15 protein-coding genes and 1 pseudogene are annotated in these 22,322 nt (G+C 39.4%); 10 read left to right on the plus strand and 6 right to left on the minus strand.

Translation table 11 applies throughout. From position 1 onward, the window contains the following. The first annotated feature begins 220 nt into the window (after positions 1–220). The 5 genes from ppk1 (at position 221) to ODZ84_RS08765 (ending at position 7,354) form a co-directional block, all read left to right on the plus strand. A complete protein-coding gene (ppk1, locus tag ODZ84_RS08745) occupies positions 221–2,293 on the plus strand; it encodes a polyphosphate kinase 1 (protein ID WP_266176605.1) in 2,073 nt (690 codons plus the stop codon). Then, entirely contained in the window at positions 2,290–3,174 is an 885-nt protein-coding gene (locus tag ODZ84_RS08750; RefSeq protein WP_266176606.1) for a Ppx/GppA phosphatase family protein, read from the plus strand. The genes ppk1 and ODZ84_RS08750 overlap by 4 nt, the downstream gene beginning before the upstream one ends. 182 nt (positions 3,175–3,356) lie before the next feature. Next, the gene (locus ODZ84_RS08755) at positions 3,357–4,010 is read left to right on the plus strand and encodes an NAD-dependent epimerase/dehydratase family protein (protein WP_266176608.1); all 654 of its coding nucleotides are present in this window, start codon (positions 3,357–3,359) and stop codon (positions 4,008–4,010) included. Beyond that, entirely contained in the window at positions 4,007–4,156 is a 150-nt protein-coding gene (locus ODZ84_RS08760) for a hypothetical protein (protein WP_266176609.1), read from the plus strand. Before ODZ84_RS08755 ends, ODZ84_RS08760 begins: the two co-directional genes overlap by 4 nt. A gap of 156 nt (positions 4,157–4,312) precedes the next feature. After that, positions 4,313–7,354, plus strand: coding sequence for a choice-of-anchor I family protein (locus tag ODZ84_RS08765; protein WP_266176610.1), 3,042 nt, complete (start codon positions 4,313–4,315; stop codon positions 7,352–7,354). 185 nt (positions 7,355–7,539) lie between these two features. On the opposite strand, the gene ODZ84_RS08770 is transcribed toward ODZ84_RS08765, so the two are convergent. Beyond that, positions 7,540–7,788, minus strand: coding sequence for a NifU family protein (locus ODZ84_RS08770; RefSeq protein ID WP_266176611.1), 249 nt, complete (start codon positions 7,786–7,788; stop codon positions 7,540–7,542). 41 nt (positions 7,789–7,829) lie between these two features. Then, positions 7,830–8,936, minus strand: coding sequence for an Mrp/NBP35 family ATP-binding protein (locus tag ODZ84_RS08775; RefSeq protein ID WP_266176612.1), 1,107 nt, complete (start codon positions 8,934–8,936; stop codon positions 7,830–7,832). Positions 8,937–9,065: 129 nt separating this feature from the next. Between ODZ84_RS08775 and ODZ84_RS08780 the strand changes: the two genes are divergently transcribed. Continuing rightward, positions 9,066–11,867: a GH92 family glycosyl hydrolase gene (locus tag ODZ84_RS08780; protein WP_266176613.1), complete on the plus strand. Its 2,802-nt coding sequence runs from the start codon at positions 9,066–9,068 to the stop codon at positions 11,865–11,867. Positions 11,868–11,985: 118 nt separating this feature from the next. Here ODZ84_RS08780 and ODZ84_RS08785 read toward each other — a convergent pair whose 3' ends face one another. Both ODZ84_RS08785 and ODZ84_RS08790 read right to left on the minus strand, forming a co-directional pair. Next, on the minus strand, positions 11,986–12,699 hold the full coding sequence (locus ODZ84_RS08785) for a phytanoyl-CoA dioxygenase family protein (protein ID WP_266176614.1): 714 nt from the start codon (positions 12,697–12,699) through the stop codon (positions 11,986–11,988). 430 nt (positions 12,700–13,129) lie between these two features. Next, positions 13,130–14,386 (minus strand): dicarboxylate/amino acid:cation symporter, encoded by a 1,257-nt coding sequence (locus ODZ84_RS08790; protein WP_266176615.1) that lies wholly within the window; start codon positions 14,384–14,386, stop codon positions 13,130–13,132. A gap of 219 nt (positions 14,387–14,605) precedes the next feature. On the opposite strand from ODZ84_RS08790, the gene ODZ84_RS08795 reads away from it, so the two are divergent. The 4 genes from ODZ84_RS08795 to ODZ84_RS08810 all read left to right on the plus strand — a co-directional run bounded on the left by ODZ84_RS08795 (position 14,606) and on the right by ODZ84_RS08810 (position 20,352). Continuing rightward, positions 14,606–15,100: a BON domain-containing protein gene (locus ODZ84_RS08795; protein ID WP_266176616.1), complete on the plus strand. Its 495-nt coding sequence runs from the start codon at positions 14,606–14,608 to the stop codon at positions 15,098–15,100. A gap of 3 nt (positions 15,101–15,103) precedes the next feature. Next, positions 15,104–15,523: an SH3 domain-containing protein gene (locus ODZ84_RS08800; protein WP_266176617.1), complete on the plus strand. Its 420-nt coding sequence runs from the start codon at positions 15,104–15,106 to the stop codon at positions 15,521–15,523. A gap of 86 nt (positions 15,524–15,609) precedes the next feature. Continuing rightward, the gene (locus ODZ84_RS08805; RefSeq protein ID WP_266176618.1) at positions 15,610–18,384 is read left to right on the plus strand and encodes an outer membrane beta-barrel protein; all 2,775 of its coding nucleotides are present in this window, start codon (positions 15,610–15,612) and stop codon (positions 18,382–18,384) included. A gap of 105 nt (positions 18,385–18,489) precedes the next feature. Continuing rightward, positions 18,490–20,352 (plus strand): CocE/NonD family hydrolase, encoded by a 1,863-nt coding sequence (locus ODZ84_RS08810; protein ID WP_266176619.1) that lies wholly within the window; start codon positions 18,490–18,492, stop codon positions 20,350–20,352. Between the two features lie 125 nt (positions 20,353–20,477). Here ODZ84_RS08810 and ODZ84_RS08815 read toward each other — a convergent pair whose 3' ends face one another. Both ODZ84_RS08815 and ODZ84_RS08820 read right to left on the minus strand, forming a co-directional pair. Continuing rightward, positions 20,478–21,092, minus strand: coding sequence for an alpha-ketoglutarate-dependent dioxygenase AlkB family protein (locus ODZ84_RS08815; protein WP_266176620.1), 615 nt, complete (start codon positions 21,090–21,092; stop codon positions 20,478–20,480). A gap of 333 nt (positions 21,093–21,425) precedes the next feature. Beyond that, positions 21,426–22,282 (minus strand): annotated as a pseudogene (locus ODZ84_RS08820) (bifunctional helix-turn-helix domain-containing protein/methylated-DNA--[protein]-cysteine S-methyltransferase). Positions 22,283–22,322 lie beyond the last annotated feature (40 nt).

Here is a 22,322-nt window from a genome sequence, read left to right on the forward strand (position 1 = left end):
TTAAAGTTTAATTTACACTCTCAATTTCTCAATATCTGTACCAGAGAAAAATTCATGACAAATTGACACATTCCTTCATTTCATTATGATAAACATTGCTATATACGGTACTTTAGGCACATGCCAGGCAGACAAAATGTAAAAAATTAATCAAAGTTTAACTTAAAAAATAGAAAATAGAATCCTGCAAATCATTATTTTTGATAAATATAACTAGAGAATGTCATTACACTTTAATCCGAGAGATATCACATGGCTTGCTTTCAATGAGAGGGTTCTGCAGGAAGCGATGGACGAAAAAGTACCTTTACATCTGAGAATTCGTTTTTTAGGAATTTTCTCCAACAATTTAGATGAATTTTTCAGAGTGCGGGTTGCCGGATTAAAGCGTGCCATGGATTTCAAGGAGAAAGTGATAGCGGAGTCTTTTTACCAGCCACCGTCAAAGATTCTTCAGAAGATCAATGAGATCGTGATAAGGCATCAGCAGAATTTTGATAAGACCTGGAAAACAATTCAGGAAGAAATGGCTGACCACAAAGTATTTATTAGGACATCGAAAAACCTGACTGCAAAGCAGAAAGAATTTGTCAGAAATTATTTTGATGAAGTGGTAGAATCCAATGTGATTCCTATTTTACTTCACGAAAATACCCCAATGCCTTATATGAGAGATAAAAGCCTTTATCTGGGGGTAGCTATGCGAAAAAAAGACTGGCAATATTCAAGCAACTATGCTATTATAGAAATTCCTTCACGATTTGTAGGCCGGTTTGTCCTTCTGCCTGCAGAGACTCCTGACGAAAAAGATGTAATGCTGCTGGAAGACGTGATTACCTTCAATCTTCCCCATATTTTTTCTTATTTCGGGTATGATGAATTTGCCGCCCATGCTTTCAAAGTAACAAAAGATGCAGAAATGGACCTGGATAATGATATCCGAACCAATTTTGCTGAAAAAATAGAAAAGGGTCTCAAAAACAGAAGAAAAGGGAAACCCACGCGTTTCGTTTTTGATAAAGATATGGATAAAGCTTTGCTTGAACTGCTGATCCGAAAACTGAACCTAACCAAAAAAGACAGTATTATCCCTGGCGGAAAAATTCATAATTTTAAACACTTTATGGACTTTCCGGATGTTTTTGAAAAATATGAAAGACCGGTAGAAAGAACCTCCTTTACCCACCAGGCTTTTGAACATGGCGAAAGAGTTACAGATGTCATTCTGAAACATGATGTCCTGCTTACTTTCCCTTATCATAAATATAATCCTGTGATCGATCTTTTACGTGAAGCAGCAATGGACCCTGACGTGAAATCTATCCAGATCACGGCATACCGGCTGGCCAGCAGCTCGAAAATCATCAATGCATTGATTTATGCCGCGAGAAACGGTAAGGAAGTAACGGTCATGCTTGAGCTTCAGGCAAGATTCGATGAAGAATCCAATCTTGAGTGGAAAGAAATGCTGGAACCGGAAGGAATTACTGTTTTGGTTGGAATTCCGGATAAAAAAGTACACGCCAAGCTCTGTGTGATCAAAAAACGGGCGCACAATAAAACCATTCAGTATGGATTTGTAAGTACGGGAAACTTCAATGAGAAAACGGCCAGAATTTATGGTGATCATTTATTAATGACTGCGGACCGGAATATAATGGCAGATATTAATAAAGTTTTCAATGTGTTAAAAAAACCGAAGGAAGATTATTTACCGGTTTTAAAAACATGCAAGAATTTATTAGTTTGCCCCCAGTTTATGCGTGAAAAGATCGTTCATCATATTGATAAAGAAATCGAGGAGGCAAAAGCCGGAAGAAGAGCAGAAATGATTATCAAAGCGAATTCTGTGAGCGACAGGGGATTAATTGAAAAACTGTATTCAGCCGCCGAAGAGGGAGTGGTCATCAAAATGATTGTAAGAGGGATCTACTGTGCAATTAATCAGAAAGACTTTAAAGAAAAAATAAAAGCCATCAGTATTGTTGATGAATATCTGGAGCATGCCAGGGTGATGTACTTTTATAACAAAGGATCTGAAGATATCTATATTTCATCAGCAGACTGGATGACCAGGAATTTGGATTACAGAATCGAGGCTGCTGCTAAAATAAGCGATAAAAATCTCAAGAAAGAAGTAAAGGATATTCTCGACATCCAGTTGAGTGATAATGTAAAAGCCCGGATTTTAGACAAAAAACTGAGCAACGAATATATCAGCAATGATAAAGAGGAATGCCGTTCTCAGGTAGAAACATACAGATATTTAAAAGCCAAAACGAATAAGAAATGAAGATTGCAGCCATAGATATAGGAAGTAATGCCGCCAGACTTTTGATCAATGAAGTAAAAATCAACAATAAAAAACCTGAATTTATCAAACTTAATCTGCTCAGGATCCCTTTACGATTGGGAATGGACGTTTTTACGCTGGGGAAAATCGGGGAAGAAAGAGAAAGAATGGTCATAGATTCAATGAAAATTTTCAGCGATCTGATGAAAATTTATCATGTTGAACATTACAGGGCCTGTGCCACCAGTGCCATGAGAGATGCTGCCAACGGTCAGGATATCATCCGGCAGGTAAAGGAAACTTCAGGAATCGATATTGAGATTATTTCCGGTGACGAAGAGGCAACCCTGGTTTTTGAAAACCACATCGCAGAAGGTCTGGATAATGAATTTGCCTATTTATATATTGATGTCGGCGGGGGTTCCACAGAGCTGACATTCTACGAAAACGGTAAAATGATCTACGAAAAATCTTTCAATATCGGGACCATCCGGCTGCTGAATAATTTGGTGACTCCTAATAACTGGCACGAGATGAAAGAGGAGATCAGAAAGAATATCAACAGTAAAAAACCGGTTGTAGCGATAGGATCCGGAGGAAATATCAATAAAGTTTTCTCCATGAGCAAAACCAAAGACGGAAAACCGATGTCTCTTGCTCATCTGAAAAAAGTGCACAAAGAATTTGATGATATGACGGTTGAAGAAAGAATGACGAAATATAATATGAGAGAAGACAGAGCCGACGTGCTGGTTCATGCCATTAAGATTTTCAACAATGTAATGTCGTGGTCGGAAATCAATAAAATTTTTGTTCCGAAAATTTCTGTTGCCGATGGGTTGATTCATAATATTTACAGTCAGCTACACGATAAAAAATAATTTTAAAATTCCTCATATTGAACCGGTCATTCAGATCGGTTTTTTTCTGCCTTTTTTACCATTATTTTTACATGATTCCTGTATCAGCAGTCTTTCGTAAAGAATAAAACATTATAATTTTCGCATTTATTTTAAAGTAAAAGCAGGAACGGAACGTCGTCAACAATAATAACAACAAGAAAATGAACTCAATTAAAATAATCATAACAGGAGCAACGGGTATGGTTGGCGAAGGCGTTCTAATGGAATGTCTTGAAAACCCTAACGTTTCAGAAATTCTAAGTGTCAGCAGAAAACCTTCCGGAAAAAAACACGCTAAACTGAAAGAATATATCGTTCCGGAATTCCTGGACATTGATCCGAATGATGAAAATCTAAAAGGCTATGATGCTGTTTTCTTTTGTGCCGGCATCAGCAGTGTAGGGATGAATGAAGAAGACTACACCAAAGTTACTTACGATACTACACTGCACTTTGCAAAAGCAGCATTACATCAGAATCCGGATATGGTTTTCAACTATGTTTCAGGGCTGTATACCGATAAAACAGAAAGCGGAAAACAGATGTGGGCAAGGGTAAAAGGAAGAACGGAAAATGCTCTCAAAAAGTTAGGCTTCAGAGGCGAATACAACTTTCGTCCGGGATTTATGAAACCTGTTGACGGTCAGAAAAATATAAAATGGTTTTTTAAACCCTTTATTTGGATTTTCCCTGTTATATTACCTTCAAAATCATTAACTTTACATGAAGTCGGGAAAGCAATGATCAATGCGGTTCAGAAAGGATACCCTACCTCAGTTTTAGAAATTAAGGACATCAAAAACCTAGCCCTATGAAAGAAATGTTAAAAAGAATTTTTCTGGTTGCTTTTATCCTGCTGGTTCTGACGGCCGTTTCAGGATTTTTCTACATGCAGAAACATCCGCTGGAAGGGAAAAAACCTGCATTACAGGATATGAATCTCTCACGAAAAAGTAAATAAATAATTATTTTAAAGTTTCTGCCAGTCAACTGCCGGGAGATTATCTGTTTTGGGTTTCCCAATTGTATTACCTATTTATTAAACATTTATTAAAATTACCTTAAAATACTTACAAAGTATAAAGATCATTTTTGCATCAATTAATATAATTCAAAAATGACTGATAACTACTTGTTAAAAGGGTCTGTAATTGCCGCATTTTTTCTGCAGGGGGCACTTTTCGGGCAATCGGCCCTTATCCACTACTGGAATTTTAACAATAATACTTCTGCTGCTGCCATTACCGCACCTACCTCAACACTGGTAGGAGGAACCCTGGCTGCTGTTACAAACGGAACTACCGAAGTGGATTTCGCAGGCGGTACCGGACAAAACTTCAATGTTGATAATTTAAATGCGAGAAACGGAGATGCTTCCGGAACCCATTTGAGATATAATTTTCCGATCAATGGTAATTTACAGTTTAACTTACCGACTACGGGATACAGCAATGTAATTGTAAAGTTTACAACCCGAAGATCCGGTTCCGGTGCCGGAACACAGACCTGGTCTTATTCGACAGACGGAACAACTTTTCAGACATACCAGACGGTTTCTCCACAGGATGCGAACCCGCAACTGATTACTTTTGATTTTTCTGCCGTTTCAGGTGTCGCAAACAATCCGAATTTCAAATTAAAAGTTGAATTTTCAGCAGGTACAGGTGGTAGTGTCGGAAATAACCGTTTTGATAATTTTACGGTGGATGCAACCGCCGTAAACGGTACAGATACCAATCCTCCTACTGTTACCTATTTACCGGTAAACAACACCAATAATGCCTCAACAACTGTACATCCTACGATTACTTTTAATGAGGACGTAAGATTAACAGACAATTCTCCGATTAACAATTCTAATGCACAAATGCTTGTAGATTTCCGCCTTGGAAATGCTTCAGGTGCTCAAATTCCCTTTACAACCACTTTCAGCAATAACAAAATCACTGTTATTCCAACCTCCGGCCTGGTTCCCAGCCAGACCTATTATCTGGCTTTAAAACCAAATATGGTGGAAGATACCAGTGATAATGCAGTCGTATCCGTGACCTCTGCGGTATTTACCACTGCCGGAACGTCGGTTTCTTTAGACAAAAACTTTATTAAGGTTAATGAAAATGCGGGAAATCTGGCATTTAAAATTAATATTGCCAATCCTTCCACTTCCACGGTAAACCTGGTTGTAAAACCAGCTCCTTTCAGCACAGCAGATGGTAATGATTTTACTTTAACAAATCAAACAATCAATATCACTCCCTCTATAACAAGCTATACTGTAAATATTCCTATTATCGATGATGCACTGGAAGAGCAGCAGGCAGAATATTTTGTGGTGAGTCTGGAAAATCCTGTCGGAGCAAGTATTTCGGGCGATAATAACGCGACAGTCTATATTGTGGATAATGACAAACCGGCTCCGGTTCCGTCAAACCAGATTCAGTTAAATTATATCGGCAGCTTTGATCCTTCGGGAAACAACAGCAGCTCGACTGAAATTGTTGTTCATGATCCTTCCACCCAGAGACTGTTTACGATCAGTTCAATAACGGATGTCTTTGATATTATCAATTTCAGCAATCCCAATACACCTACGGTTATCAACACCGTTAATATGGCTCCTTACGGCGGAATCACAAGTATTGCCGTTAAAAACGGAATCATCGCGGCTGCATCCCCGAATGCCAATCCACAGCTAAACGGTTCTGTGGTTTTCTTCGATATCAATGGAAATTTCCTGAAGCAGGTAACCGTGGGTGCCTTACCGGATATGGTGGCCTTCTCTCCGGACGGTACAAAAGTAATCACCGCCAACGAAGGGGAGCCTAATGATGCCTATACCGTAGATCCCGAAGGAACCGTCAGCATAATTGATATTTCCGGAGGAATCGGAAATCTCAGTCAGACCAATGTTACGACTCTAAATTTCAATGCCTTCGATTCCCAGATTGCTGCTTTATCCGCAACAGGGCTGAGAAAAGTGAGAACCAACAATACGCTTTCACAGGATCTGGAACCAGAATATGTAACGATAAGTTCTGACAGCCAGAAAGCATGGGTTACCCTTCAGGAAAACAATGCAGTGGCAGAAATCAATTTACAGACTAAGACCGTTACCGGAATCTGGGGATTAGGTAAAAAAGACATGAGTCTTCCCGGGAATGGTTTTGATGCTTCCGATAATAATGGAGAGGTGCTGATTGCCAACTGGCCTGTAAAAGCCTATTACCTTCCTGATGCCGTTCAGAATTATAAGGTAGGAAATACGAACTATATTATAACCGCAAACGAAGGGGACGAAAAAGATCTTTCCGGTTTCAGCGAAAGAACAACCGTCGGGGCGAATGATTACACTTTAGATCCGGCCATTTTTCCGCAATCATCGATTTTAAAGGCTTCCTATAACCTGGGAAGATTCAGGGTTACCAATGCCACCGGAAATACGGACGCAGATCCACAGTTTGAAGAAATCGCAGCCCTGGGAGCACGTTCTTTCTCAATTTTCAATGCAGATACGAAACAAATTGTTTATGACAGCGGCGATCAGTTTGAAAGATACATCGCGGCCAATCATCCTTTAATTTTCAATGCGGATAACGAATCAAACACCATAAAAAGCAGAAGCCGTGCTAAAGGTCCGGAGCCCGAAGGTGTCGCTTTGGGAACCATCAGCGGACAGACGTATGCGTTCATCACATTGGAAAGAACGGGAGGCGTGATGGCTTACAATATTACCGATCCCAATAATCCTACTTTTGCCGATTATAAACATTCCCGTATGACTTCGGTATATGGTGGCGATAATGGTCCTGAAGGAATCATCTATATCGCTCCGGGAAATACGACCACAGGAAAAGGATATGTCATTGTAGCCAATGAGATCAGCGGAACATTATCTATGTACGAAGTTGCCGGCTCAGGAGCATTGGCAACAGGGGAAACACCTTCTGAAAAAGCCACCTTCAATATATTCCCGAATCCGGTTCCGAAAGGAAATACTTTGTATTTTAACAGAGCTCAGGATTATGAACTGTACGATATGTCAGGTAAAATGATCGGGAAAGAGAAAAAAGCTTTAACCATTGACACTTCAAAACTTTCTACAGGCGTTTATCTGGTAAAAACGTCTGAAGGACTCATAAAAAGAGTCATTGTAAAATAGAATATATTATTTAATTGATTGAAATGAGCCCCATTCCGGGGCTTTTTTGTCGTTTTAGATTCCAGATTTTCAAACTGACAGATGCCAAAAACCCACTTCAGAATCTGAAAATCCTGTTTTAAAATAAAACCACAAAAAAAGGCAGGTTTAAAAACCTGCCTTAAAAAATATTGTATTGTCATTTTTTACTCTACGCTTACCACTTTTTCAATTTCGGGAGCGTGCTGTTTGATCGTATTTTCCACTCCTAACTTAAGAGTTGAATAATTTAATGAACAACCGGAACAGTTTCCCAACAGCTTTACATACACTAAATTGTCTTTCACGTCAATAAGCTCAATGTCTCCACCGTCTTTATTAAGAAACGGACGAATGCTTTCTAGAGCTTCCATTACTCTTGTTACGGTATCTTCGTGTGTTATGTTTGTTTCCATATTTTTTCTTCAGTTCAATTCGGTTTTTTCACAATTGAAAATTATTTTGCTTTCGGCGAGCATCCCGCCATTGTTGTAATCTTTACGGCTTCTGTCGGAGGAAGGAATTTATTTCTTTCGACCAGACTTTCCACCATTTTACGGGCAGTTTCTGTATAGATGTCTGCGATTTTAGAATTTTCCTGTAAGGCAGCCGGTCTTCCGACATCACCTGCTTCTCTGATGCTTTGGATCAGAGGAATTTCTCCTAATACCGGGATCCCTAAATCATCTGCCAGATATTGTGCTCCCTGGTTTCCGAAAATATAATATTTATTATCCGGTAATTCTTCCGGTGTAAAATACGCCATATTTTCGACTAATCCAAGTACAGGAATGTTAATGCTTTCCATCTGGAACATCGCAATTCCTTTTCTTACGTCTGCTAACGCTACATGCTGAGGGGTACTTACGATCACCGCTCCTGTTACAGGAACTTCCTGGATAATGGATAAGTGAATATCCCCTGTTCCCGGTGGAAGATCGATTAATAAAAAGTCCAGCTCTCCCCAGTCTGCATCACGGATCATCTGGTTCAATGCTTTTGAAGCCATCGGGCCTCTCCATACCACTGCCTGATTGGAACCTGAAAAATATCCTATTGAAAGCATTTTAACGCCATAATTTTCAATAGGTTTCATCAGGTTTTTACCGTTTACTTCTACAGAAATCGGTTTCTGCCCTTCCGTATCAAACATGGTAGGAACGGAAGGTCCGTAGATATCCGCATCCAGTAATCCAACTTTGAAACCCATTTTTGCCAAAGTTACCGCCATATTGGCCGCAACGGTAGATTTACCAACGCCTCCTTTTCCTGAAGCAATGGCAATAATATTCTGAATTCCCGGAATTTGTTTTCCTTTGATCTGGCTCTGCTGGATTTCGGTGGGCTCAGGAGAAACAATCTTCAATTTTAAGTTAATCTCTTCTCCAAATTCACTTGCGAAAGCCTGTTTCATAGCAGCCTCCAGTTTTTTCTTTTCGTGCATGGCAGGCGAGTGTGCCGTCATGTCAATATATACGTCGTTGCCCATTACCTGGAAATTGCTTACCAAGTCATCAACTTCTATCTCTTTAAGGAAATTTTGTACCTTTTCTTTCGTCAACATAAACTAAATAAATTGTTTACAAATTTACGGAAATTTTACCTATTTAGAATAAGTAAACGCAATGATAGATATTTTCTTTTGTGAATCCAAATTTTATAGTACTTTAGGGGAATTTTAATTTTTTACACGATGAAAAAAATATTAGTCGTTCTTTTAGGAATTATCGCTCATAATTTATTTTCTCAGAATTATTCGCAATATGTAAATCCTTTTATCGGCACCGGCGGTCACGGACATACGTTCCCGGGCGCCATTGTTCCTTTCGGGATGGTACAGCTTTCTCCCGACACCAGAACAGACGGAAGCTGGGACGGCTGCAGCGGGTACCATTATTCAGATTCTGTGATCTACGGATTTTCACATACGCATTTAAACGGGACCGGTGTTTCCGATTACGGGGATATCATGCTGATGCCTACGATGGGAAATCCGGGTTTAAACAACAGCGACTATTCTTCAAAATTTTCTCATAAAAACGAAAAAGCCTCGGCGGGATTTTATTCTGTCAAACTGGACAAAAACAATATTGATGTCCGGCTAACAGCAACTAAAAGAGTCGGTTATCATGAGTATACTTTTAACAAATCCGGAAATGCAAATATCATCCTGGACCTTAATCACAGGGATAAACTGCTTGAAGGTGAGGTTAAAATCATTGATGATAAAACCATTGAAGTATTCCGCAGGAGTGAAGCCTGGGCCACCAACCAGTATATTTACGCAAGAATTGAATTTTCAAAACCATTGAAAATTTCACAAAAACTGGTTAATGGAAAAGATGAAAATAATCTTTTCACGGGAACCAGACTGGCCTTAGCATTTTCATCTCAGGTCAGAAAGGGAGAAAAAATAAATGTAAAAGTTTCCGTTTCTCCGACAGGATATGAAGGTGCCACAAAAAACATGCTGGCTGAAGGACAGTCCGATGATTTCGAACTGGTCAGAAAACAGGCTGCTGCAGATTGGGACAGAGAATTATCAAAAATTGAAGTTACCTCTTCTGATAAAGATAAACTGACCATTTTCTATACTGCGATGTATCATGTTTTCACACAACCGAACATTAATATGGATGCCGATGGAAAATACAGGGGCCGCGACCATAAGTTTTATATGGCAAAAGGTTTCGATTATTATTCTGTGTTCTCACTTTGGGATACCTTCAGAGGGGCCCATCCTCTGATGACCTTAATTGACAGAAAAAGAACGTCCGATTTTATCAATACCTTTATTAAACAATATGAACAGGGTGGGAAACTGCCTGTGTGGGAACTCGCTTCCAACGAAACGGAATGTATGATCGGTTATCATGCCGTATCTGTAATCGCAGATGCGATGGCTAAGGGAATTCAGGGTTTTGACTACGAGAAGGCTTTCCAGGCTTCCAAAAATTCTGCCATGCTGGATATTTTCGGTCTGAATGCTTACAAACAAAATAATTATATTGCCATCGATGATGAGCATGAAAGTGTATCAAAAACCGTAGAATATGCTTATGACGACTGGTGTATTGCCCAGATGGCTAAAATATTGGGCAAAAAAGAAGATTACCAATATTTCATGAAACGTTCTCAGAACTGGAAGAATTTATATAATCCCAGGAACGGATTTATGCAGCCGAGAAAAAACGGAAACTGGTATGAGCCATTCGAGCCCAGGGAAGTAAATAACAATTATACGGAAGGAAATTCCTGGCATTACTCCTACTCTGTTCAGCAGGATATACCGGGACTGATTGCGGCTCACGGGGGAAAGGAGAAATTCGAACAGTTTATTGACGCTATTTTCTCCGCTCCGGATAAAACGACCGGGAGAGAGCAGGTGGACATTACCGGACTGATCGGACAATATGCCCAGGGAAATGAACCGAGCCACCACATCGCGTACCTGTATAATTATGTGGATAAACCTGAAAAAACAGATGCTAAAATCAGATATATTCTTGACCATTATTATAAAAATGCACCGGACGGGCTGATCGGAAATGAAGATTGCGGACAGATGAGTGCCTGGTATATTCTGAGCAGCATGGGAATTTATTCCGTAACGCCGGGGCTACCCGAATGGCAGACAACAAAGCCTTATTTTGATGAGGTTAAAATCCATCTGGAAGACGGAACGACAAGAGTCATCACAAAAAACACAAGCCGGGATGAGCTTAGAAAGCTGGGCTTTGAGAATGTAAAACCGGCTAAAGATTACAAATATGATGAGCTAACAGCTACGCCTGTTATTTCTGCCTCCAGAATCTTTGATTTAAATACAAAAGTAGAAATCACGGCGTTGAATCCGAACGACAAAATCTACTACATGACCATGGATGAGGGTGACGCAAATGTCCGGAAGACGTTTACCGCTTATAAAGGACCGTTCACCATTGTAAAGACCACCCAGGTTTCCGCATACGCAGAAAGAAAGGGTGAGAAAAGTTCAATCGTTACCGCCAACTTCAACAGGAGGCCCAACAACTGGGCTATTACGGTGAATACTATTCCTACTCCACAGTATACGGCAAGCGGAAAACTATCCTTGATTGACGGTATAAACGGTGATGCCAACTGGAGAAAAGGAGAATGGCTGGGATATCAGGGACAGACTTTTGAAGCGGTGATCGACATGAAATCTCCCCAACAGATCAGTACCCTGTCATCGACATTCCTTCAGGACAGTAAAGCATGGATTTTAATGCCTAAAAAGGTAGAATATTACGCATCTATGAATGGACGAGACTATATTCTTCTTAAAACGGTTGACAATATACTAGATCCGAAAGATGAAACTGTTCAGGTTAAAGATTTCTCTACAGACATTCTGCCTACCGAGGCACGTTATATCAAAGTGAAAGCCTATCATTTCGGAAAGCTTCCGGAATGGCATCAGGGAGCGGGTGGCGATGCTTATATTTTTATTGATGAAATTTCTGTAAAATAATTATCTTGAAAATTTTATATCAACAAACCCTTCGGATCCGAAGGGTTTTGCTTTTTTAACGGGACGACTCCATACAGGTCTGCTGACCATTGCGGAGCAATTATCATTTTTTATCAGGCTAGTTCATTTTCTCAGCCCAGTTAAGTGCTTCCGGCAATTCCATATCAGAAAATTCTATATGGATGACTCTTCTTTTCCTCCCGGTTGTCGTCCGGTTGGAACCGTGAAGAAGCAAAGGTTTCATAATCATAATTCCGCCCTTTTCTACGGTACAGATCTTTTCCTTTTCGGTATTCCAATCGATGGTCTCGGGTCTGTAGATTCCTTTTGCATGCGATTTGGGCACCACTTTTAAGGCACCATTGTGTTCGTCGGTATCATCTAAATGAATTCTTATTGTAAAAATATTTTCAAGAATATGTAAGGGTGGCTGTACCGCAAACTGATTCTGCTTCGTGGTCCAGGGCCCAAAATCCGGCAATTCAACCTTTTGATCTACAGAAACCGTGAGATCCTGATGATAGGCAACATACCAGTTTGATTTTTCAGGCTTATCAAAATAAATGCTCTTCACCACAAAATATCGGTCTCCGAATATTTCTTTGATAACCTTTTTAATATTTTCATTAAAAATCAAATTTACAGCCTCGGGAATTTCCTTCAGAAACTGTCTTATGGCAAATAGGTTTTCCGATTTGCGGAAAGTCTCGTTGGAAGTATCCGCATTTTGAATCACTTTACTGATCTGTTCAATTTCTTCGTCAGAAAAAATACGGTTAATGATGGTATATCCGTTTTCAGTAATCGAATTTTTATAATTTTGTAATTTCATGAATTGTAAATTTTATGCTACACAGCTTCCATCTGTGCAAACGACAGAATATTATAGAGCGTGAGCACGTTTCTGAAACAAATATCGTAAAGATTTCTTTAAAAATTGTATTTGCGATCTTACAGAAGAATATTGATCTAAGCCCTATGATCTGCACTATTGATCATTCTCAGGATCATTAAAATTGAGGGACAGAAGATTTCAGTCATGATATTATAAAGATGGCAATCGGTGAAAGTAATGACTACTACCCTAGCCCCGATTGAGCGGCATGTCTGAGCTATTTTCAGTTTCGGCGGCGGCTTTGCCGCCGCCGAAACTGAAAATAGCGAGTAGCGAAAGCGGGATCAGGCTCCAAACAAAAATGGTCAATAATGAAGACATACCCACTATTGACCATTCTATCAGCCTAAGCTGAATAATATTATATTTAGACTACCTCATTCCCATTGCCATGTTCCAGCTGACCTTCCCATTTGGAAACGGCCGACGTCGCCAGGGCATTTCCAAGAACGTTTGTCATACTTCTTCCCATATCACAGAAGTGATCGATAGGGAGAATCAAAGCAATCCCTTCGGGCGGAATTCCGAACATGGAACAGGTGGCCACAATAATGACCAGAGAAGCTCTCGGGACCCCGGCAATTCCTTTCGAGGTCAACATCAATACCAAAAGCATGGTAATCTGCTGTCCCAATGTCATTTCAATACCGTAGATCTGAGCAATAAAAATAGAAGCAAATGTCATGTACATCATACTTCCGTCCAAATTAAAAGAATATCCCAACGGCAGGATGAAAGAAACCACTCTGCTGTTGCATCCGAATCTTTCCAGTTCCTCTACCAGCTTCGGAAAAACAGCTTCTGAGCTGGTGGTAGAAAATGCGATTAGTAACGGTGCTTTTATTCTTCTCAACAATTCGAAAAGCCTGTTTCCCAGGATTAAATATCCTACTAATAACAGGACCAGCCATAGGATTCCGAGGGCAAAGAAAAAGTCTCTCAGATACACTGCATAGACTTTAAAAATCTCAAAACCGTTCGTGGCGACTACCGCAGCGATTGCTCCCAGTACTCCCAATGGAGCAAACCACATAATGTATCCGACCATTTTCAGGATTCCGTGCGCTATAATATCAAATAATTTGATTACCGGTTGCACGTACTCTTCCCCCATATTCGCTAAAGCTACCCCAAACATGATGGAAAATACCACGATCTGCAGGACTTCGTTGGTGGCAAAAGCTTCAAAAATACTCTTAGGGATAATGTGTTTTACAAAATCTTCCATCGAGAAACCTTTACTGCTTTTCAACAATTCTTCTGCCGATGCAGCATCCTGAATCGGAAGTTTTGTAACATGTCCCGGTTCCATCCAGTTGACCAGTACCAAGCCGATAAAAAGAGATACCAGAGAAGCAGAAATAAACCACAACATGGCTTTTGTTCCGACTCTTCCGATCATCTTGATATCACTCATTTTGGCGATTCCGACCACCAGGGTCGTGAAGACCAGAGGAGCAATGATCATCTGTACCAAGCGGATAAACACGGTTCCTAAAAGTTTTATATTTTTAGAAAAAGGTTCAGCACTCCCGGGATACTGTGTATGCACGAATCCTCCGATTCCCACTCCTATTATCAGTGCAATAATAATTGCTATAAATAGTTTATTCTGTCCTTTCATATCTATAATTCAAGTTCCGCAAATATAATATTTTTACAATTGGCACCCTATTTTGTTAAAAGGCAATAAATTTCACATGAAAAATCCATATTTTAAAACTAAGTCTCTGGCCTGTAAAATATTGCAAAAAAAAATAAAAAGATTTTTCAGGCTTTCATCCCTTTGGTATAAATTTTATTATTACATTTACCTGTATTAACAACATTAAAATATACAATTATGAAAAAAACGATCGCAATGGCCGCATTGGCTATAGCAGTCTCTTTCGGAGCAGTCTCTTGTAAGAAAAAAGTTTCCGATGCAGACCTTCAGAGTCAGGCTACTACTATCGTAACGTCTAATCCCGGTGCAAGTGTAGAAGTGAAAAACGGAGAAGCTCACCTGAGCGGAACTTTTGCTGATCAGGCATCTAAAGATAATATGATCGCTCAGTTGAAAGCAATTCCAGGAATCAAAAGTGTACATGATATGACAAGGGTTGAGGCGACACCTGCAACACCGGCACCGGTTGAAACACAATCTGCGGTAGCTCCTGAAGTTCAGCAGAAAGTAAAAGATGCCGTGAAAGATTTCCCTACTGTAAAAGTAGAGGTTGTGAATGGTGAATTAACCTTAACAGGAAACGTTACAGCAGCACAGGCCAGAAAAATCAAAGAATCTGTAGACGCTTTGAAAGTGGGAAAAGTTAATTATAATTACACCGTTAAAAACTAAGAAATGAGCACATTACAGGATAAATATTCAGGGGTAGTTTCTGCGGCCCAGTCTGCAGGAATTTCAAATTTACAGGTTCAGGAGCAGGACGGAATTCTGTATGTTTCCGGAAATGCCACTAATACAGCTGCCAAAGATGCAGTGTGGAATGCTCTGGGAGCTATCGATTCTACTTATTCTTCTTCGGATATTAACATCGATGTACAGGTTGCTGGTCTTTCTGCCGGCGCTTCTCTTACCGTAGCCACGGAAGAATCTAATTTAAATATCAGACAGGAGCCTTCAACAGAAGCTGCTGTTGTAGGAAAGGCTACAAAAGGCTCATCCGTTACCCTTATTGAACAGACTTCCGATGACTGGTGGAAGGTTAAGAATGCCGAAGGTCAGGAAGGATATGCTTATTCGAGATACTTGAGAGCTTAATATAGAATTTTAACGCTATTTAACTTAAGAACATCCCATTCCAGGGATGTTTTTTCTTTACTTTGTGCCTTCAAAAAAAACTATTAATGAAGAAATTACTCGTATTGCTATTTTTAGCAACTCATGTTGTTATTTTACATGCACAAAAATTAAACATCGACGGAAAAGTATCCAACTCTGATCAAAAGCCCGTCGAAAATGCTACGGTCTACCTCCTGAAAGAAAAAGATTCATCGATTATCAACTACACCTCTACCAACAATTTCGGTAAATTTTCATTAAAAACAGATGAGATTAATGAACCCACCGTTTTAAAAGTGGATGCTGAAAAACTAAATTCTTATTCCAAGAAATTTGATAAGATCAGTCAATCTGTTTCCCTTGGGGATATCGAACTGGATAAAAACTCGGTGGTCGACATTGATGAAGTAAAAATTACGGCTTCTCCTGTAAAAATAAAAAAAGACACGATAGAGTTTAACGCCTCTGCCATTAAGGTCCGTCCGGACAGTAAAATCGAAGAACTCCTGAAACAGATCCCGGGTGTGGAGATCGATAATGACGGAAAAATAACGGTCAACGGAAAGGAAGTTGATCAGATTATGATCAATGGAAAACCTTTTTTTGACAAAGACGGGAAAATCGCTTTACAGAATCTCCCTGCCGATATCATTAAGAACATCCAGTTTACAACAACAAAAACGAAGGAAGAGGAACTTAACGGAAAAAAGGCCAAGTCCAATAATGCGACCATAAATTTTAATATCGATGAGAAGAAAAATAAAGGGCTGATCTCCAGGCTTACTCTTGGATACGGGAGTGACAAAAGATATGAAGGCAGCGGACTGATCAGTTATTTTAAAAATGATACGAAAGTAAGTCTTCTTGCTTCTTCCAATAACATCAACTCGCAGGGTTTTTCGAATGACGAGGTTTTCGACAGTATGGGGCATGGAAGAAATTCATGGCTGATGCAGGGCGGAAGTGTGAGGACCTCGGGAAGTACCACTTATTACATGCCGGGCGGAAATGCAAAAGGGATTCAGAGATCTACCACGATCGGATTAAATTACAGCGACAAGTTAGGGAAAAACGCAGATCTTGAAAGCCTTAGTCTGATGCATACTGATAATAATCTGGAGACCAGATCCAAAGTCTCGAGAACCACTTTACTGCCTGACTCTACCCTGAAAACCGATTCTGAAAGCAACGGTGAAAATGAATCAAAGCAGTACAACTTCGACACTTCAGCAAGAATTAAACTTGATTCCCTGACCAGTGTTTATATCTCGCCTTCATTTTCGAGAACAGAAGGTCTAAATTTTAACAACCTGAAATCCAAAACATTCGGTGATAACAGTCTTCTGAATGAAAGTGATTCGTATACCAGCTCAAAATCGGAAAGCAACAGCTTCAGTCCCAATATTTATTTGTCAAAAAGATTTAAAAAGAAAGGTAGAGTGGCTTATGCCAACATGAGCACAACCATTTCAGAATCTAAAAATGATAATCTGAACAGATCAAATACTATATTTTATCCTAAACCGGACTCTGTAAGTATAGATTCCAGAAATCAGCTGGCAAGAATAAAAAATCAGAGCAATAATTACCGTTTCGGTGTAGGATATACGGAACCTTTATCAGATTCGATAACCATAAGTCTTAATGTCAATTACAGTTCGGCGAACAACAGAGATATCAGAAATGTTAATGATTTTGATGAGAATACAGGTCAATATTCAGATTACAATATACTTCTTTCGAACAGTATGAATCAGAGGATCAACCAGATATCGCCGGATTTAACCTTTGAAATCAATAAAAAGAAGCTAAGCACATGGGGATCTGTCGGACTTGACATTTCTGATATGAAAGTAAGATCCATCTTCAACGGCCAGCAGTATAATCTTGAAAAAAACTTTGCGCTGCCGAAATACAGCTTAAGTGTACAGTACCAGTTTTCACAAAGTAAGAGCCTGAGTATCTACAACTCTGCTGATTACACCATTCCGAGCGCAGAACAGCTGACCCCCTATGAGGACTATTCGAATCCTTTGATCGTCTACAGAGGAAATCCGGATCTTAAAAACACCTGGTCAAACCGGACGTACCTTTATTTCAACACATCCAATCTGGTGAAAAATATAAGTTATTACCTCAATATCGGATTGACCTATGCTAATAATGACATCATCAACTATTCTTATTACGATGAATCCGGAAAACAGTTTGTCACCTATGAAAATGTGAGCGGAAATAAAAACTTCAATTTCGGAGGAAGCTTTAGCAAAACATTTAAATGGAAAAATAATAAGCTGACCATTAATCCGAGATTTAATATGAACTTTGGCTACAGCAGAGGTTTCGTCAACGGCCAGGAGTTCTCAAGCAACAATTACAACATTAATCCCGGGTTTAATCTTACCTATGAGATTAAGGATAAAGTGACCATACGCCCTTCTTACCGATTAGGGTATAATTTCTCAAACTATACCAACTACAGTGTTGATAAGGTACAGACTTCCAACCAGTCACTGAAGCTGGAACTTACCAACTACCTTTTCAAAAGCAGACTGGTATTTGGTAATGATTTTGAATATAATACCAACTCCAATATTGCCCCGGGTTTTAAAAAAGATTTTTATTTCTGGAACACGAGTTTAGGATATGCATTTTTCGACAAACAACTTACCGCAAAAGTAAAAGTGTATGATGTCCTCAACCAGAATCAAAGCGTAAGAAGAACCATTTCCAGCGCTTATTTTGAAGACCGTGAAGATTTGATTCTTAAACGCTACATCATGTTTTCACTGACCATGAAGCTCAATAAATTTGCCGGAAAAAAAATGGCGGGAAAATAAAATAATCAGTTCAGCAGCAAAATGACCGGGAATTTTTTCCGGTCATTTATTTTAAAGGGAGTATCCAAAGTATTTTTATCATTAAATTAGCGTCAAATTTTAGGTATGAGAATTCATGTAACTGTTTTATTTCTTTTCTTTTTCATTTTTGGAAGTTCACAGACCCAGCAGGCACCTGCAGATTCGTTTGTAAAGGATAACTTCACCAAAAAAGAATTTTATATCACCATGCGCGACGGTGTAAAGCTTTTCACAATTGCCTACATTCCGAAGGACATTTCCGGCAAGAATAAGTATCCTTTTTTAATGCAGAGAACCTGCTACAGCATTGCGCCTTACGGTGAAAATGAGTACAGAACCAAACTTGGCCCGAACCCGTATTTAATGAAAGACAAATATATTTTTGTATTTCAGGACGTTCGCGGAAGATACATGAGTCAAGGTACCTTCACCAATATGACACCACAAGTGGAGCGCAAAACCAGGAAGGATGTGGATGAAAGTACAGATACCTACGACACCATAGACTGGCTGGTGAAAAATATTAAAGACAATAACGGTAAAGTCGGGCAATACGGAACTTCATATCCAGGTTTCTACACGGCTGTAGGCGTACTGGCCCAGCATCCTGCATTGGTGGCTTCTTCTCCACAGGCTCCGATTTCAGATTTCTGGAATGACGATTTTCTTCATAACGGGAGATTTATGATGGGATATTTCAGGACTTTTCCGGTTTTCGGAGTTCAGAAAACGAAGCCTGAAAATAAGGCCTGGTACACGGATTCTATGATCAAAACAACCTCTGAAGACGGTCTGAAATTTTACAGAGACATGGGAACCTTAAAAGACGGTTACGAAAAATATTATAAAGATAATTTCTTCATGACGGAAATTATGAATCATACCAACTATGATGAATTCTGGCAGAAAAGAAACCTTCTTCCTCATCTTAAAAATGTAAATCATGCGGTAATGACGGTCGGAGGCTGGTTTGATGCAGAAGACCTGTCGGGCCCACTAAATATTTATAAGACCATTGAAAAAACAAGCCCGAAAGCTAAAAATACCATCGTCATGGGACCTTTCTCTCATGGAGGCTGGGGACGTGAAGACGGAAAACATTTTCACAATGAGATCTATTTCGGAGACAGCATTGCCACCTATTATCAGAAAAATATCGAAACAAAATTTTTCAGTCATTATTTAAAAGGCAATACAAAACAGGATGTCGGTTTGCCGGAAGCATTAATGTATGATACAGGATCAAAACAATGGCGCGAATTTACAACCTACCCTCCGAAAGAAGCACAGAAAGTAAAGTTTTATTTATCAAATAAAACGCTGAAAAACACTTCCGGACAAGGATTTTCCGAATATTACAGTGATCCTGAAAATCCTGTATTGAGCTCTGACAACCTGAAAGATTTCAATGGATTTACACCGAGAAATTATATGTCGGAGGACCAGAGATTCGCAGAAGGGAGACCCGATGTCTTAACTTTTACAACGGATGTTCTTACCGATGACCTAACTTTCGCAGGAGAAATGATGGCTAAATTAAATATTGCCTCCACTTCTACAGATGCAGATTTTGCAGTGAAATTAATCGATGTTTATCCTGAAGACTTTAAACCTGCTGAGAAAAAAGAAGGGGTGATTTATGGAAATTATCACCAGATGGTAAGAAGTGAAATTATGCCTGCCCGATTCAGGAATTCGAGAGAAAGGGCAGAAGCTTTGGTGCCGAATCAGAAAACGGCGGTGAATTTCAGGCTGCAGGATGTTGTTCATACTTTTAAAAAAGGACATAAAATCCAGATACAGATCAGTTCCACCTGGTTTCCATTGTTTGCCATTAATCCGCAGAAATTCTTAGACAATCCGAATTTTGCAACAAAGGAAGATTATACGAAAGCGTTTATTAAGATTTTCGAAGATAGTGCAATTGAAGTTGAGGTTTTAAAATAAATTTAAAAGCTGTTCAGATATAGGTTGCCCCCAAAAGTTAGACACTTTTTAGGGGCATTTTTATTTGTGGGAATATCAAAATACAGCTCAGAATGTAATGATCTTTGAAATCTCCAGGAGATTTATTAATCTTCCTCGATGGTTCTAAACGTTAAATTTATCCTGGGAGTTTTTACTTTTGTAGTCGGGGGAAGCCGGTGCAGCCAGTGATCCTGTGTGATTCCTTTCATGACAAGTAAGCTTCCGTTTTCAAGGAAAATCTCCACTTTCTCTTTTGTTGTTTTATGTTTGAATAGAAACTTCCGTTCCGCTCCGAAAGTAAGTGATGCGATGGCTCCGTGTTTTTTTAAATCTTTTTCGCCATCACTGTGATAAGCCATTCCTTCGTTTCCATCATGGTATAAGTTCAGCAGACAGGAATTATAGGTCTCTCCTGAAACTTCTTCACATTTCTGCTTCAATTCCAATAATTCCGGCGTCCAGAACTTAGCATGTTTCGTCCGTTTAGAATACGTATATTCGAATGGTTTCTCCCCAAACCAAGCCACTTTTCTTTTTGTTAAGATTAATTTTCCAAAAATGACCGCCTCATCATTTTCCCATGGAATCTGATTAAGTAAATAATCATAATAAAAACCGGATTTCTCACTGGAGAAAACTTTTCCGTAATAGTGAACGGTTCCGTCATGCGGCAGGATGTTTACAGGATAATCTGATAGTTCTTCGAATAAAGTCAACATAAAGTTTAAAATTTTGTGTTTAATGATCAGCATTTCTGTTGTTCCGAATAACCCAAGCAGTTCTTTAGTAACTCTTAAGCAAGCGGATTTTTTATTGAATGATGCCAATTTTGTATTTACAATAAGTTTCGGCTAAAGCCAATGGATTCACTGTTCTTTTTAAAACGGGCTAAAGCCCGTTCCTACTGATGGAATCATTTATTTACCGTTAAATTTCAAGAAGACTTCAGTAAATTTCTTATTTCTTTTTAAACGGACTGAAGCCTGTTTCTATCGATGGGATCATTGAAATCAGGTCAAAATACTTCTGTGTATACTTTGGGATTAAAAGTACTATAAAACAGAGTCCTCAGAATACACCCTGGAGCTTTCCCATCCTACCATCAGCTGTTTTCTGTCACTTCCCCATCGGTATCCTCCTAGGTTACCGGAACCCTGAATGACGCGGTGACACGGAATTAAAAAAGCGACCGGATTACTTCCGATGGCCGTTCCCACCGCCCGTGAGGCCTTAGGATGTCCTATTTTTCCGGCTAAGTTTCCATATGTGGTAAGTTTCCCCATCGGGATCTTCAAGAGACTTTCCCACACCTTCAGTTGAAAATCGGTTCCTTTTAAATGCAATTTGATGGTATTGAGCTTCGTCCAGTCTTTATTAAACAGGGACAGGGCATTTTTCTGCAATCCATCCTGTTTTTCAAAAAAGAAGCATTGGGAAATTTTAAAATCAAATCTCCCAATGCTTTATCTTTATCGTTTTCAAAAGCCATGTAACAGATTCCTTTTTCTGTGGAAGCTGCGATTACTTTTCCAAAAGGCGTTTCGGAAAAACTGTAACTGATGGTAAGGCTTTTCCCACCGTTTTTATATTCTGCCGGAGACATGCCCTCGATTTTCACGAACAAATCATGCAATCTGCTTGTACTTGAAAATCCCGTTTCATAAGCGGTATCAAATAGCGTTGCTTTTTCCTCCTTCAGTAATTTTTTAGCATGTTCCAGGCTGATAAACTGTAAAAATTTCTTAGGACTTGTTCCGGCCCAATCCGTGAATATCTTCTGGAAATGAGCCGGACTGAGATTTATCTCTTCTGCCACTTTATCCAGTCCCGGCTGAAGCTTAAAATTTTCCCGGATATAGGCGATGGCTTTTGCAATCCGGTTATAATCTATTTGATTCTGTGTGGACATAGCATTTTGTTTTACCTCACAAATTTCCAAAGAATCTCTG

This window comes from Chryseobacterium fluminis (genome assembly GCF_026314945.1).
Classification (GTDB): domain Bacteria; phylum Bacteroidota; class Bacteroidia; order Flavobacteriales; family Weeksellaceae; genus Chryseobacterium; species Chryseobacterium fluminis.

What these genes read in the sequence shown, in the direction of transcription:
- ODZ84_RS08800 (WP_266176617.1), top strand. Translation starts at nt 15,104, where the DNA reads ATGAGCACATTACAGGATAAATATTCAGGGGTAGTTTCTGCGGCCCAG.
- ODZ84_RS08775 (WP_266176612.1), bottom strand. Translation starts at nt 8,936, where the DNA reads ATGTTGACGAAAGAAAAGGTACAAAATTTCCTTAAAGAGATAGAAGTT.
- ODZ84_RS08760 (WP_266176609.1), top strand. Translation starts at nt 4,007, where the DNA reads ATGAAAGAAATGTTAAAAAGAATTTTTCTGGTTGCTTTTATCCTGCTG.
- ODZ84_RS08795 (WP_266176616.1), top strand. Translation starts at nt 14,606, where the DNA reads ATGAAAAAAACGATCGCAATGGCCGCATTGGCTATAGCAGTCTCTTTC.
- ODZ84_RS08815 (WP_266176620.1), bottom strand. Translation starts at nt 21,092, where the DNA reads ATGTTGACTTTATTCGAAGAACTATCAGATTATCCTGTAAACATCCTG.
- ODZ84_RS08750 (WP_266176606.1), top strand. Translation starts at nt 2,290, where the DNA reads ATGAAGATTGCAGCCATAGATATAGGAAGTAATGCCGCCAGACTTTTG.
- ODZ84_RS08755 (WP_266176608.1), top strand. Translation starts at nt 3,357, where the DNA reads ATGAACTCAATTAAAATAATCATAACAGGAGCAACGGGTATGGTTGGC.
- ODZ84_RS08780 (WP_266176613.1), top strand. Translation starts at nt 9,066, where the DNA reads ATGAAAAAAATATTAGTCGTTCTTTTAGGAATTATCGCTCATAATTTA.
- ODZ84_RS08765 (WP_266176610.1), top strand. Translation starts at nt 4,313, where the DNA reads ATGACTGATAACTACTTGTTAAAAGGGTCTGTAATTGCCGCATTTTTT.
- ODZ84_RS08810 (WP_266176619.1), top strand. Translation starts at nt 18,490, where the DNA reads ATGAGAATTCATGTAACTGTTTTATTTCTTTTCTTTTTCATTTTTGGA.
- ODZ84_RS08785 (WP_266176614.1), bottom strand. Translation starts at nt 12,699, where the DNA reads ATGAAATTACAAAATTATAAAAATTCGATTACTGAAAACGGATATACC.
- ODZ84_RS08805 (WP_266176618.1), top strand. Translation starts at nt 15,610, where the DNA reads ATGAAGAAATTACTCGTATTGCTATTTTTAGCAACTCATGTTGTTATT.
- ODZ84_RS08770 (WP_266176611.1), bottom strand. Translation starts at nt 7,788, where the DNA reads ATGGAAACAAACATAACACACGAAGATACCGTAACAAGAGTAATGGAA.
- ppk1 (WP_266176605.1), top strand. Translation starts at nt 221, where the DNA reads ATGTCATTACACTTTAATCCGAGAGATATCACATGGCTTGCTTTCAAT.
- ODZ84_RS08790 (WP_266176615.1), bottom strand. Translation starts at nt 14,386, where the DNA reads ATGAAAGGACAGAATAAACTATTTATAGCAATTATTATTGCACTGATA.